Source organism: Streptomyces sp. NPDC050636 (assembly GCF_040654775.1).
GTDB lineage: Bacteria > Actinomycetota > Actinomycetes > Streptomycetales > Streptomycetaceae > Streptomyces.
In genome coordinates this window covers 22,795-36,239 of record NZ_JBFAIP010000069.1, presented here as the reverse complement: position 1 = coordinate 36,239, position 13,445 = coordinate 22,795, and the positions used below count along the sequence as shown (strand labels likewise).

Sequence of the window (13,445 nt, the reverse complement as noted above, 5' to 3'; positions counted from 1 at the left end):
CCGGCGTCACCACCTCCGACCTCCTCGTCATCAACAAAACCGACCTCGCCCCCTACGTCGGCGTCAACCTCGAAAGCATGGCCCGCGACGCCAAAACACAACGCGGCGAACTCCCCGTCGCCTGCACCACCCTGAAGTCACAAAACGGCGTCCAGCCGGTGGCGGACTGGGTCCGCGAACGCCTCGCCGACTGGACCGCGGGCCCCGCATGACCCCAGCAGCCCCGGAATCCGCACCGTCCCCCCAGCGGACTGCCGCAGGCGTGCGTGCCACCGCCCGCATCTCGGCAGCCGTCAGGGGCGGCACCACCACGCTCCCCGTCCTCGACGGCGACGGGCCCTTCGAACTGCGTCGCCTACGCTCACGCGGGAGTGAAGCGCGGGTGTGCGTCGTCGGCGCCATGACCGCCCCCCTCGGCGGCGACCGGCTGCGCATCGAAGCCACCGCACAGCAGGGCGCGGCCTTGCACATCTCCTCCGCCGCCGCGACCCTCGCCCTGCGGGGTCCGACCCCCGAGCACGCCACCTACGACGTGCAGCTGACCGTAGAAGAGCAGGCGCAGCTCCACTGGCTCCCCAAGCCACTGATCTGCGCGGCGGGCAGCAATCTGCGGCAGACCTGGACCGTCGACCTCGCCCCCACCGCACAACTCGTCCTGCGTGAGGAACAGGTCCTTGGACGTACGGGCGAGCCGCCTGGCCATGTGGTGACTCGTCTCACGGTCCGACGCGGTGGGCACACTCTGCTGGACCAACAGGCCGAGTACGGGCCGGGCGCACCCGGCTGGGACGGGCCGGCCGTCCTCGCCGACCACCGCGCGACCGGGCAACTGCTGATCGTCGACCCGGAATTCGAGGAGAAGCCCCCCGAAGTCCAACTGTTCGGCGGAGCCCCGGGAGACGGCCAGGCCGTGCTGACACCGCTCGCCGGCCCTGCCGCGCTCGTCACCGCCGTCGCCCGGGACGGCCTCCGCCTGCGTCATCTCCTCGACGCGGCACAGGCCACCTCCCGCCGGCCCGCCGCAGGTGGCAGCAGCACACGGGGCAAGCGACATCGACAAGCACCCGCTCCCGACACCTCAGCGGCCACCTGATCGGGAGACGGCGACGTTCCGACGCCGAGCCGAACGCTCAAGGGTCGCCCGCGAACGGCGCAGCATGATCACACGCGACGCCAGGGCCTGATGCAGGGCTCCAGCCGTGGCCGACACACGGGTGCGCACTCTCCACCCGGATTGGTCCGACGAGCAGGTGCAAGGAGCAGCTGACAGCATGAGTCGCGGCCGGCGGCCTGGTCGCAGACTCCGCCGCTTTCCGAAGTGCTCTGGTGGGTTTTCTGGTGGGTTTGAGGAGCAGACGCTCAGCTCATGCCACTGGAACCGAAGAGGGACCCGCCGTCCAAGCTTCCCTTGTTCCCGTCGCGCTCTTCGCCGTTGTTCCCGGCGCGCTCTTGGCTCGGGTCGGGACCCACATTGCTGTCAGCGGTCTGGGTGATGGTGCCGACGAATTCGTCGTCGCCACCGTCGGCGGCAGCTGTACCCGCGGTAGTCAGGACGGCGACAGCAGCCAGGGCAACGGCGGCCAAAGTGGAACGAATCCTCATAATGCTCTCCTATTGGTTGATGTGGGAACACTCTTTTCCGACCGCTTTGACATCCATACCGCCGGTGACGACATGCACACGGAAGAGTGACTGAGTCTGCTGCCGGCAGTAACCGGAGCGGACGCAGAGCAGGTCACGCACGCTTGGGGAGTGCCGCAGTGTCGGTCTCAGCGGACATAACGGTCACCGACCGAAAGCAGGGCACCGTCAGCGCCGCCGTCGAGCCAGCGCTGCTTCATCATGTGAACTCGGTATGTGAACTCGGTCCGCCGACAACTTCGGCGGCACGTACGAAGTGACACTGATAGAGCGGTAACACTGATGCAGCGGTGACACTGATGGAGCGGCGGACGCTGCCTCTATGACCACCCAGCAGCCACGCCCCTGACACCAACACCTCAGCGGCACAGCGCCGTTGTGCCCGTTCCGTGGCTCCACGTGGCATAACAGGCCCTGGAGAGGCGGCACCTTCAGCTTTTCCCAGGTGGAGGCAGGTGCAGGTAGCTGTAGTGTGCGCGGGCTGCGCGTGGCTCACACTGATCCGTATGCATGAACGATGGAGACAAGTGGTCCACAGCAGCCGGTACTTGCTGGTCGGCCTGTCCACGGCGATGATGTCGATGCTCATACTGCCGCTTCTGGCCGTGGGCGCGATCGCCTCCGGCCTGACGGCGCTGCCGGTACTGATGAGGACCCTGCGGCACTGGTCGGAGTGGCACCGGCGGCGGGCCGCCGCACTGCTCGGTATCGACATACGCCCGCGCCGTACCGAACTGCCCAAGGGACTGGGCGCACAGTGGCGCCATCTGCTCGACGACACCGAGAAGCGGCGCGACCTGCGCTGGGTCCTGCGCCATGTCGCCACCGGCCTCCCCGCCGGCCTGGCCGCGCTTGCCTGTGTCGGAACCGCCGTGCTCAGCGTGGCCGCGGCCCTGCTGTGGCAACTGTTCCCGGAACAGGAGCCGTTGCGCCTGCTCGGCGCGGTGCCGGTGGCCGGCTGGGGCACGGCCCTCGCTCTCGCCGTCGTACAGGGCGCCGGCGCCGGCGCGTTGACCTGGTGGGCCATGCCTCGCCTGGCCCGGATGCACGCGCGCGGCACCGTCGCCGCGCTGGAGCCATCGGCCGAGCACCGGCTCGCCGAGCGCGTCGGTGAGCTGGCCGAGAGCCGAGCCGGAGTCCTCGATGCCCACGGTGCGGAACTGCGCCGTATCGAACGCGATTTGCACGACGGCGCCCAGGCCCGCCTCGTCGCCATCGCGATGCGTCTCGGCGTGGCCCGGGAGGAGCTGCCCGACGACTCGGGGGCCCTTGCCAAGCTCCTCCAGGAGGCCCATGAGGGCGCCGAGGAAGCGATGACGGAACTGCGCGACGTGATCCGCACCATGTATCCGCCGATCCTCGCCGACCGGGGTCTGGAAGGCGCGGTGTCGGCAGTCGCGGCAAGTGCGGGTATCCCCGCCGAGGTGGAGCTCGGCGAACTGGGCAGACTGCCCGCGGCCGTCGAGGCCGCCGCCTACTTCATCGTGGCCGAGACCCTCACCAACGCGGCCAAGTACAGCGGCGCGACCCGGGTCGTGGTACGGCTGACCCGGCCGGACGATGTCCTCCTGGTCGAGGTCACCGACGACGGACTCGGCGGTGTGGACGAGACCCTCGGCTCCGGCGTCATCGGGATCCGCCGCCGCGCGGCCGCACTCGACGGGACCGTGCTCGTCAGCAGCCCGGCCGGCGGGCCCACCGCGGTCACGGTGGAGCTGCCGTGCGCGTCGTGATCGCCGAGGACAATGTGCTCCTCTCGGCGGGGCTGGAACTGATCCTGGGCACCAAGGGGATCGAGGTCGCCGCGGTGGTGACGGATGCGCCGGGCCTGCTGACAGCGGTCGCGGAACACGTCCCGGACGCGGTGATCGCGGACATCAGGCTGCCGCCCTCGTTCCGCGACGAGGGCATCAGAGCCGCGCTCGAACTCCGCAGGGAACACCCCGGCCTGCCCGTACTGGTTCTCTCCCAGTACGTCGAGAAGGTGTACGCCCGTGAGCTCCTGGCCAACGGAGCCGGAAGCGTCGGCTATCTGCTCAAGGACCGGGTGAGTCGGGTCGGTGAGTTCGTGGACGCGCTGCGGCGGGTGACGGAGGGCGGTACGGCCATGGACCCCGAGGTGATCACGCAGTTGCTGGCGGGGCCGCGTGGGAGCGCCGTCGACGCGCTGACTCCGCGGGAGCGCGAGGTGCTCACCTTGATGGCGCAGGGGCTGGGCAATGCGGAGCTCGGCAAACGGCTGTTCATCACGGACAACGCGGTGCAGAAGCACATCGGCAACATCTTCGTGAAGCTGGGACTGCCGGTCGCCGACGGCGGACACCGCCGGGTCCTGGCAGTCCTCAGCTACCTGGACAGCATCGCCACCTGAGCACTGCGAGCCCCGGCTCCCACCGCCTGCCGTCGCAGCCGCATGGGCGGGTACCGGAGCCCGCGCCACATTGATCCAGTGGGCACGCTGAGTGGCAGTGATTGCACAGAACGTACGCGACTTCGCCATTCGCCGGCGCGCTTCGGCGCTGCCGCGCTGTGCGTGCAGCACCCATGTCAGTAAAAGCCCGGCCGTCACCTCGCTACACGCCACAGCCGCGACTTGATCGGATGTTTTCGGGCTAAAACGGGCAAGCTTGAGGTATGAGCATCCACAATCCGGATCCGGATCCGCGCCGCACTACCGGCCTCGGTCCTGGTGGCGGGGTCCCGCCCGGGGAAACCCCGGCGGGCGAGGGCAGCACGGGCGGGGAGACCGGCCCCCGCAATGACCAGACAAGGGGCTGGGCCAAGGGCCCGGTCATCATCCTCGGCATCATCGTCGTGATCTTCGCAGCGTTTTTCATCGCCTATGCCGTGATGGTGGCGCTGTGACCACAGACGAGGCAGAAGCACCAGCGACTCTGGGGACCTCGTTGCATGAGCAGTCGTTCAGCCCCCATGTTGGGCCTCGAACGTGAACGTTGGGCCTCGAAATTTCGTCGGCGGGTGGCGAACTGCGCAGCACTCCTTCTAACGACACCGACGAGCCCACAAATCGCCTCCAGATCGGCCGGTGGACCGGCTGCCGGTACTGCTGCCGGTGCTCCTGCCGCCCAGCCGTCCCGTCAGCGCCCCGCTACCCCGCGACCCCGCTAACCGGCCAGGGTGAGCAGGACCCTCTCCAGCATCTGTCGCAAGGCCGCCCGGTCGGTGGTGTCCTGGCCGGGTCGTATCACCCCGTCGTACGTGAGTCCCTCGGCGAAGGCGACCACGATCCGCCCGCCCTCGTCCGGACACGGGCTGCCGAGCGCCGTTGCCAGTTGCTGCGCCTGGCCGACGAAGCGCTCCCGGGCGCGGAGCAGTTCGGTGCCCAGCTCCCCTTCCGGGTGGCGCGCCGTCAGGAGGATGATCTCCAGGCGGGCGCGGGTGCGGTCGCGTTGGGGGCCGAGCCAGTGGGCGAGTACGCCTGCGAAGCGGTCGGCGACCTGGCGTACCGGTGGCGTCTCGGCCAGCTCTTCGGAGACGGTCGCCGCTTCTATGTCCGCCATTTCCTGTTCGGCGATGAACGCGACCACGCCGCCGAGCAGTGCCTGCCGGGTACGGAAGTAATAGCTGGTCGACCCGGCCGGCACGGTTGCCCGCCGGTCCACCGCCCGGTGGGTGAGCCCTCGCAGGCCCTCATCGGCGATGACCGCCACGGCGGCGGTCAGCAGCGCCTGTACGCGGGGGCTTCTGTCGCTGCTCATACGACGGCCCGCTTCCTGAGCCTGCTGAGCATCATCCGCCGGACGAGGCCGCTGAACGGCTCGACGAGCCGCCAGTACCGCCCCATGGCACGACGAGCCGCCTCGTCGAGGCACAGGACCCGGGTCTCGGTGACGACCCGGGTACCGCCGCAGGTCGCGTCCGCGGTGAATCTCATGCTGAAGGTCGCCTTCGCATAGCCGGGTTCGTCGAATGCCAGGAACTCACGCGGACCTGTGACGTCCGGCCGTATGTCGGCGGCTCCCATGGCCCACCACTGCCCCACAATCCCCCTCACCACCTCTCGCGGCGGGTCTTCGGCCAGCAGCCGAAAGCTGTCCCGCAGGTCCTCCTTCGGCACCTCTCCTCCGTTCTTGAGGCGGCCGAGGTGCCGCCGCACGGTGAAAAGCGCCCGGACAATCGGCCCCCACCCCTCACTGCCGACCTGCTCCATCTCCTGCCACGCCGCCCACACCGCCTCCACCGGAGCCGGGATGACCGTGTGGTGCCGGGAGCTGAAGTCCGGGCGGGGAACGAAGGTGTCTGCAAGCCCACTCATACCCGGGACTCTACACTTGTAGAGTGCGTGGGGGCTACGTAAGCCACCGCATTCGCTTGCCGTTCAGGTGGCGGTTGCTCCCCTCCGGGGAGCAGACGGGACCGGGACCGGGGAGCGCACTCCTTGCACGACCCGCTCAACCAGCCGCGATTCGGCGACGGTTGGCCGATTACGGCTTCCCCGACGCGTGAATGCCCAGGCGTTCGTGGACCAGACGGGCGAAGTGGGTGAGAGCGCGTCCGCCGCCCAGCAATTCGGTGGGCGAGATGCGGATATCGAAGTGCTCGCGGGCGCGGAGCAGGAATTCAGTGGTCATGAGTGAGTCGAGGCCGAGGTCCTCCAGGCGGCGCTCCGGGTCCAGTTCCTCCGGGTCGGCGCGCAGGACTGAGGCGAGCAGACGGGCCAGTGTGTCGGTGATGGTGCGTACGGCGTCGTCCGGCGGCATCGCGGCCAGGGAGCGCAGCAGTTCTTCGCGGCCGTCGTCCGATTCGGCGGCGCCGGCCGGGATCAGTCCGGCGTAACGGGGCGTGGCCAGCGCCGGGAGGACGCGGCGGGCGCGGCCCCAGCGGTAGCGGCCGATGCCGGCGACGTCGGTTTCCGTGGTGAGGAGGTGGTCGGCGGCCCCGAACGCCTCGGACGGAGTGACCGGTTCGAAGCCGATGGCGGTCATGCCGGCGCCGAGGTCGTTGCGGGCGACGTAGCCCGTCTCGGCGATGGGGCCCCAGGCGATCGCGGTGGCGGTCCGCCCGGCGTGGCGGCGGTATCGGGTCATGGCTTCGACGTACGCGTTCCCGGCGGCGTACGGGGCCTGGGCCGGGTTGCCGGTGCTGGCGCTGACCGAGGAGTACAGCAGGAACAGGTCGAGGTCACGCTGGGCGGTGAGGCGGTCCAGGACGTCGGCGCCCGATGCCTTGGGTGCGAGGACGGCCGCGAACCGGTCGTCGGTGAGATCGGCGAGGGGGGCGTCGTCGAGTTGCATGGCGCAGTGGCCGATCCCGCGCAGGGGGTGCCCGGTGGCGTCGATGGCCTCGATGACCTGTCGTACGGCTGCCTCGTCGGTGACGTCGGCGGCGTACGGAGTGGACCGGACGCCGCGCCGGGTGAGTTGGTCGAGGACGGCGGCTGCTTCCGGTGCGGCGGCGCCGCGGCGGTTGACCAGGGCGAGGTGCCGTGCGCCGCGGGCGGCAAGCCAGTCGGCGGTGGCGGCGCCGAAGCCGCTGAGGCCGCCGGTGACCAGGTAGGTGCCGTCCGGGTCGAGGGCCGGGACGGCCGGGGTGGGCTCCACGGGAACGGGCTCGTCCAGTGGGTCGAAGGAGACGACCACCTTGCCCGTGTGCCGGGAGTGCTGCAGCAGCCGGAACGCCTCGTCCACCTGGGCGGCCGGGTAGACGACGTGAGGGAGCGGGAGGTAGTCGCCGGAAGCGATCCGGTCTGCGACCTCGCGCATCAGGTGCGGGCCCCGCACCGGGTCGTAGATGACGTTGTCGAGGTTGAATCCGATGAAGGAGAGGCTGCGGTGGAAGGGGCGCAGCAGAAGAGGGTTGTTGAGGAAGATGTCGCGCTTGCCGAGTTCGATGAAGCGGCCGTTGGGGCGCAGCAGGTCGAGGCTGTGGGCGATGGCCTCGCCGCTGAGGGAGTTGACGACCACATCGACGCCCCGGCCGTCGGTCAGCTCGCGGACGCGCGGGACGAAGTCCAAGGTGCGCGAGTCCAGGACGTGTTCGACGCCGAGGGTGCGCAGCAGGTCGCGTTTGGCCTCGGTGCCTGCCGTGGCGATGACCTGTACGCCCAGGGTCCCGGCGCACTGGATGACGGCCAGCCCGACGGCGCCGGCACCACCGTGCACCAGCACCGTCTCTCCGGGGAACGGCCGGGCCTGCTCGGCGAGGGTCTGATGGACGGTGAGGAACGCCACCGGAAAGGTCGCCGCCTCGGCATAGCTCACACCGTCGGGGATACGGACGGTGGTGGCGGCCATCGTGACGGTGTGCGAGGCCAGCGCTGCGGGCATGAGCCCGCAGACCCGGTCTCCGACCGAGAGGCCGGTGACACCGGGCCCGACCTCCTGGACGACCCCCGCGCCGTCGGTGCCCAGGCCGCGGCTGAGTGGACTGCCCTCGACGGCCTCGGGTGGCAGCAGCCCGTTGGCGCGCATCGGGTCGCGGTAGTTCAGGCCGACCGCGCGCATCTCGACCAGGATCTCGCCGGGGCCCGGCCGGAGGAGCTCCGCCTCGCGCCAGACGAGCCGCCGGGACAGCCCGGGGTCACGTACCTCCAGGATGTATGGCGAACCGGAGGGGGCAGGGTTGAGCCGGTCGGCCGGGTGCTGGGTCTGGCGTGGGACGAAGCGGCCGGCCAGGGTGAGCACGATCTCGTCCTCGTCGGTGGGTGTCAGCAGCTCGTGCGCCAGACGGTGGGCGTCGGTGGCAGCGTCGTCGGCGCGATCCAGGGAGATGCGGCGCACGCGCAGGTCGGGGTGCTCGTTAGCCAGGGTGCGGGCCGCTCCCCAAACTGCGGCGTCGGCGGGGTGGGCGGGGCGTTCGGGCGCGGGGAACAGGCCGCTGGGGCGGGTGACCAGCCAGAGTTGGGGATGCATGCCGCTGGGCAGTACGGCGCCGGCGGCTGCCAGGGCCCGGAGAACGGCGGCGCGGCGAGTGGTGCGGGAGACGACTGCGTCGGGGCCGTCCGGTTCGGCGAGCAGGAGGACGACTCCGGTGGAGGTATCGGCCGCGGCGAGTGCGGCGGTCCAGTCGGCTTGGTCGTCGGTGGCGGCGATGGTCCTGGCCCCGCCCAGTAGTTCGGCCAGCGCCCGCGCGGTCGGTGTCTCGTCTGGGGTCTCGTTCGCAACGACCCAGGCGGCGCCGGGTTGCGGTGCGGGCGGTGTGGGGTCGGCGGCGGGGAGGTGGTCCGCGGCCGCCAGGAGCACGGAGCGGTCCCCGCTGCCCGTTCGTACGGCACCGGTGAAGCCGCATTCGGTCAGCAACGGCACCCACCGGTCCTGGGCCGGCAGCCGGGTATCCGGTCGCAGGCCGGGGTCGCGGCGCTGCCAGAACGTCTCGGTGCCGCCGAAGAGGACACCCAACCGCGGCGTGAGGTGTGGTTCCGTGGCGAGCAGCAGGCCGCCGGGTGCGAGCAAGGTGTGGACGTGGCGCAGCGCTTCGGTCAGGTCGACGGCGGTGTGCAGGGCGTCACCGGCGACGATCAGGTCGAATCCGTGGTGGGTGAAGCCCTGCGGGACCGGGTCGGCGTCCAGGTTGAGGGTGCGGTATTCGATGAAGTCGTAGGCGGAGAAGCGGTGTTGGGCGCCGGCGAAGCCGGACGCCGGGGTGGCGGTGCAGGTGTAGTGGGTGCGTTCGGCAGGCAGCAGGGGAAGCAGGGCCGCGGTGAGGCTGTTGGTGCCGGCGCCGATGTCCAGCACCCGCAGAGGGCGGTCCAGGGGCCAGCGCCGGACGAGCTCGCCCAGCAGCGCCTGGGCGACGCGGTGGGTGAAGCGGTGGGCGGGTGCGGTGTCGTGGAGTTGCTCGTACGCGATGTCCCCGGCCGGGAGCAGCTCCTGCGGGTCGATGGTGCCGCGCAACACCTCGGGGAGGTGGCGCAGCTGCCGGTTGAGGAGAGCTGTCTCGGTGCCGAAGGCGGGGTGGTCCTTCACCAGGCGCCGCAGCAGCTCCTCGGGGCGGAGTCGGGTGTCGGTGAGTTGCCAACGCCCCTCGCCAGCAGGCTCGATGAGCCCGTTGCGCTCCATGAAGGGGATCATCAGCCGCACCAGGCGCCGGTGATGGGGCTGGAGCCCGCCGGCCGTGAGGTCGGGCATGCCGAACGCGGCGGCGGGATCGGCGAGCAGCCCGGCGAGGGCGGCGCCCCAGCAGTGCGCGCCGGTCTCCTCGGCCGCGGCGGCGAACTGGTCGTGGCCAGCTTCCCGCAGTGCCGTTCGCAATGCGGTGATCCGGTCCGCCAGCGCTGCCACCAGCTCGGCAGGCGGGGGCAGCGGTGAGGGGGCGGCGGCGTGCGGCGGCGGCGCGGCTCGAAGAACGGTGTGCTGGACGGTCAGCGGCGTGTGGTCCGCGTTGTACATCCGGCGCGTGCGGCAGCCCTCGATCTCCGCGGTGACCGTGCCGTCCTCGTCGGCGTAGGTGATGTCCCAGCAGAACTCGTTCTCGGTACGGGCGCGTTGGCGCAGATGCACGATGCCGGACGGTGCGGGGGTGCGCCAGACCCGTACCGAGCCGAACACGGACGGCAGATAGGCCCGGCCGCCGCCCATGTGGTCCTCCGCCAGTGCGACGGTGGCCTGGAGCGGGCCGTCCAGTAGCACCGGGTGCACCGTGTAGGCGTCGCTCGGCGCCTCGTGCTGGTAGGAGGCCAGCAACTCGCCATCCCCGACGTGGAGTTCGCGAAGCAACTGGAAGGCCGGCCCGACGTCGAGGCCGACGCGGTGGCAGGTCCGGTAGTAGTCCGGGCGGCTGATCGACCGGGGGCAGCGTGCGCGCAGTGCGTCGGGGTCGAGCGGGGTGGGAGCCGTACCGAGCAGGGTGCGGACTTCGGCGCGGACGACCGGCTGGCATTCGGCGCCGCGGCCCGCGCTGCTGCTGATGGTCAGGGTGCCGTCGTCCGGGGTGACGGCGGTCTGCAACCGTACGCCTTCGGGGTCGGGCCAGCCGATGGGAAGCGGGCGGGTGATCTCCAAGTGCCTTACCTCCACCGGCCGGTCGAGCGCCAGCCTCCCGGCGGACAAGGCCATGTCGAGGTAGCCGGCGGCCGGCATCAGCACCGCCTGCGCGATCCGATGGTCCCCCAGCCAAGGCACCAGCTGAGGTTCGACGGAGCCTTCCCACAGCGGGTGGGGGGCCGGAAGCCGTTCGCCCAGCAGCGGATGGTCGAGAAGACCGGTACCGCTGGTGCGCACGATGTGGTCCTGCGGGGCACCGTTCCAGTACCGCTCGCGCTGCCAGGGGTAGGCCGGGAGGTCGGTCACCCGGCCGGGGCGGGGAAAGTGGACCCGCCAGTCCAGGGCAGCGCCGGCCGCGATCAGGGCGGCGACCGCAGCCACCGTGTCGTGGGAGTCGTCGCCGTCGCGGCGCAGGGTGGGGATGTACGTGGCGTCGGTGCGGCGCAGATAGGAACGCAGCACCGGGTGCGGGCCGATCTCGACGAGGATGTCGGCTTCGTCGGCGAGGACGTGAGCGATCGCGTCGGCGAACCGGACCGGCTCGCGCACATTGCGCCACCAGTAGTCGGCGCCCAACTCCTCGCCGGGCAGCGGGGTTCCGGTCACGGTGGAGACGAACGGGATCCGCGCCGCGCCGGGGGCCAGTCCGGCCAGCGCAGTGCCCAGGGGGCCGGCGATGGTGTCCATGGCCCGGCTGTGGAAGGCGTAGTCGAGGTCCAGCTCCCGGAAGAAGACGTCCCGGGTGTGGAGCTCGGCGGCGAGGGCGGACAGGGCCTGCGGGTCGCCTGCGACGGTGACGTCCCGGTCGCTGTTGATCCCGGCGATCTCCAGGGCGCCGTCGTAGCGGACCAGCGCCTCCTGGGCGGCCTCCTCGGACAGCCCGACCGCGGCCATCCGGCCGGCGCCCGCCGTTGCGCCCTGCGTCCGGCTGCGCTCAGCGATCACCCTGGCCGCCTGGTCCAGGGTCAGCGCACCGGCCGCGTGGGCGGCGGCCACTTCGCCGACGCTGTGCCCCACCACCGTCGCCGGGCGCACGCCCTTGGCAGCCAGCAGGGCCACCAGGCCCACCTGCACGGCGAACAGCGCCGGTTGGGCGATCTCGGTGCGCTGCCAGCGGGGCGCGTGCGGACAGGTCAGCTCCTTCGCCACCGACCATCCCGTATACGGAACAAGGGCGGCGTCCGCCTCCTCGACTGCGGTCCGGAAGACCGGTTCGGTGGTCAGCAGACCGGCGGCCATGCCGGGCCACTGCGAGCCGTTGCCGGAGAAGACGTACGCCACCGTGTCCCGGTCGGCCTTGCGCACCTTGGCTCCGGCCGCGGGGCCGTCCGCGAAGAGCCGCTCCAGCTCTTCGGCGGCCGCACGCGGGCCGTCGGCCAGGACAGCGGCGCGGTGCGGATGAGCGCTGCGGCGCCGGGTGCCGGTGTGGGCCAGGTCGAAGAACTCCTCGGGCGCCGCCTCCCTCATCCGCGCCGAGACCCGTCCGGCCAGTTCTCGCAGTGCTTTGGGCGACCGGGCGGAGATGGTCACCGGCACCGGGCCTCCGCTGTGCCCCTCCCGCTCGGGCGGTGCCGGTGGACCGGTCAGGACGGCGTGGGCGTTGGCCCCGCCGAAGCCGAAGGAGTTGATGCCCACTGCGGCCCGGTCCGGACGCGGCAGTTCGACGGGCTCGACGGTCGGTGCGAGGCCGAGCCCGTCGAAGTCGATGGCCGGGCTGAGCGGTCGGGCGTGCAGCGTGGCCGGAGCCACTCCGTGCCGGAGCACCAGCAGGGCCTTGCACAGGCTGGCCATGCCAGCGGCCGGTTCCAGATGCCCGACGTTGGACTTGACCGAGCCGATCGGCAGCGGCCCGCACGAACGGCGCTGCCCGAGCGCCCGCCCGATGGCGCCAGCCTCCGCCGGGTCGCCGGCGGGTGTGCCGGTGCCGTGCGCCTCGAAGTACACCAGCTCGTCCGGGCTCACCCCCGCCCGCTCGTAGACCACCCGCAGCAGCTCTTCCTGAGCCCTGGAGCTGGGCAGGGCCATTCCCCGGGTGCGGCCGTCGCAGTTGATGCCGGTGCCGGCGATCACCGCGTGGATCCGGTCGCCGTCGGCCAGCGCGTCGGCCAGCCGCTTGAGGACGACGACGCCCCCGCCCTCCGACCGTACGAAGCCGTCGGCGTCGGCGGAGAAGGCCGCGCACCGCCCGCGCCGCGACAGCATGCCCGCCAGCGAGAAGCCCGAGAAGCCGGCGGGGCCGGCCAGCAGATTGACGCCACCGACGAGGGCGGTGCGGCTGGTGCCGTCCAGCAGAGTGCGGCACGCCCGGTCCAGGGCCACCAGCGCGGAGGAGCAGGCGGTGTCGATCGACATGCTCGGTCCGCGCAGGTCGAAGAAGTACGACAGGCGGTTCGCGGCGATCGACAGGGCGCCGCCGCTCATGGCGTACGGGCTGGGGTGATTTCCGAGTGTCCACTGGAGCTGGCCGTAGGACGGGTCGGAGATTCCGACGAAGACACAGGTGTCCGATCCGGCGAGCGACTCGGCGGGGATGCCGGCGTCGTCCACCGCCTCGACCGCCATCTCCAGCAGCAGTCGCTGCTGCGGATCGATGAACAGGGCCTCCTTGGGGGCGATGCCGAAATAGGCGGCGTCGAACCCGGTCACGTCGTCGAGGAAACCCCCCGCAGCCGTGTAGCTCCGACCGGCACGAAGGGCCCCGGGATCCACGAAGCGGGCCTTGTCGAACCGGTCCGCCGGGATCTCACCGACCAGATCGCGGCCCTCCCGCAACGCCTCCCAGAGGCCGGCCAGGTCGCTGATGCCGCCGGGCAGTCGGCAACCGGCACCCACCACAGCCACTGCCTGGTCGTCATGCCCCAT

Annotated in this window: 9 protein-coding genes; 5 read left to right on the top strand and 4 right to left on the bottom strand. The window is 71.3% G+C overall.

Going from position 1 to position 13,445, the window contains the following annotated elements:
- On the top strand, window positions 1-212 hold a 212-nt coding region (locus tag AB0I10_RS31050; RefSeq protein WP_363156002.1), incomplete at its 5' end, for a GTP-binding protein.
- On the top strand, window positions 209-1,093 hold the full coding sequence (locus AB0I10_RS31045; RefSeq protein WP_363156001.1) for an urease accessory protein UreD: 885 nt from the start codon (window positions 209-211) through the stop codon (window positions 1,091-1,093). The genes AB0I10_RS31050 and AB0I10_RS31045, both read left to right, overlap by 4 nt.
- Window positions 1,094-1,359: 266 nt before the next feature.
- On the opposite strand, the gene AB0I10_RS31040 is transcribed toward AB0I10_RS31045, so the two are convergent.
- Window positions 1,360-1,602: a hypothetical protein gene (locus tag AB0I10_RS31040; protein ID WP_363156000.1), complete on the bottom strand. Its 243-nt coding sequence runs from the start codon at window positions 1,600-1,602 to the stop codon at window positions 1,360-1,362.
- A 566-nt stretch (window positions 1,603-2,168) separates the two neighbouring features.
- Between AB0I10_RS31040 and AB0I10_RS31035 the strand changes: the two genes are divergently transcribed.
- The 3 genes from AB0I10_RS31035 to AB0I10_RS31025 all read left to right on the top strand — a co-directional run bounded on the left by AB0I10_RS31035 (window position 2,169) and on the right by AB0I10_RS31025 (window position 4,506).
- Window positions 2,169-3,374 (top strand): histidine kinase, encoded by a 1,206-nt coding sequence (locus AB0I10_RS31035; RefSeq protein ID WP_363155999.1) that lies wholly within the window; start codon window positions 2,169-2,171, stop codon window positions 3,372-3,374.
- Complete coding sequence (locus tag AB0I10_RS31030; protein ID WP_363155998.1) at window positions 3,362-4,012, top strand: response regulator transcription factor; 651 nt, start codon at window positions 3,362-3,364, stop codon at window positions 4,010-4,012. The genes AB0I10_RS31035 and AB0I10_RS31030 overlap by 13 nt, the downstream gene beginning before the upstream one ends.
- A 263-nt stretch (window positions 4,013-4,275) precedes the next feature.
- Complete coding sequence (locus AB0I10_RS31025) at window positions 4,276-4,506, top strand: DUF6480 family protein (protein WP_363155997.1); 231 nt, start codon at window positions 4,276-4,278, stop codon at window positions 4,504-4,506.
- Window positions 4,507-4,766: 260 nt separating this feature from the next.
- Here the strand turns inward: AB0I10_RS31025 and AB0I10_RS31020 are convergent, their stop codons facing one another.
- The 3 genes from AB0I10_RS31020 to AB0I10_RS31010 all read right to left on the bottom strand — a co-directional run bounded on the left by AB0I10_RS31020 (window position 4,767) and on the right by AB0I10_RS31010 (window position 13,445).
- Window positions 4,767-5,360 (bottom strand): TetR family transcriptional regulator, encoded by a 594-nt coding sequence (locus tag AB0I10_RS31020; protein ID WP_363155996.1) that lies wholly within the window; start codon window positions 5,358-5,360, stop codon window positions 4,767-4,769.
- Window positions 5,357-5,917 (bottom strand): hypothetical protein, encoded by a 561-nt coding sequence (locus AB0I10_RS31015; protein ID WP_363155995.1) that lies wholly within the window; start codon window positions 5,915-5,917, stop codon window positions 5,357-5,359. Before AB0I10_RS31015 ends, AB0I10_RS31020 begins: the two co-directional genes overlap by 4 nt.
- 169 nt (window positions 5,918-6,086) lie before the next feature.
- Window positions 6,087-13,445: an SDR family NAD(P)-dependent oxidoreductase gene (locus tag AB0I10_RS31010; protein WP_363155994.1), complete on the bottom strand. Its 7,359-nt coding sequence runs from the start codon at window positions 13,443-13,445 to the stop codon at window positions 6,087-6,089.

Excerpts from the sequence above, each read along its gene's own strand:
- AB0I10_RS31025 (WP_363155997.1), top strand. The coding sequence starts at position 4,276 with ATGAGCATCCACAATCCGGATCCGGATCCGCGCCGCACTACCGGCCTC.
- AB0I10_RS31010 (WP_363155994.1), bottom strand. The coding sequence starts at position 13,445 with ATGGGGCATGACGACCAGGCAGTGGCTGTGGTGGGTGCCGGTTGCCGA.
- AB0I10_RS31020 (WP_363155996.1), bottom strand. The coding sequence starts at position 5,360 with ATGAGCAGCGACAGAAGCCCCCGCGTACAGGCGCTGCTGACCGCCGCC.
- AB0I10_RS31045 (WP_363156001.1), top strand. The coding sequence starts at position 209 with ATGACCCCAGCAGCCCCGGAATCCGCACCGTCCCCCCAGCGGACTGCC.
- AB0I10_RS31040 (WP_363156000.1), bottom strand. The coding sequence starts at position 1,602 with ATGAGGATTCGTTCCACTTTGGCCGCCGTTGCCCTGGCTGCTGTCGCC.
- AB0I10_RS31015 (WP_363155995.1), bottom strand. The coding sequence starts at position 5,917 with ATGAGTGGGCTTGCAGACACCTTCGTTCCCCGCCCGGACTTCAGCTCC.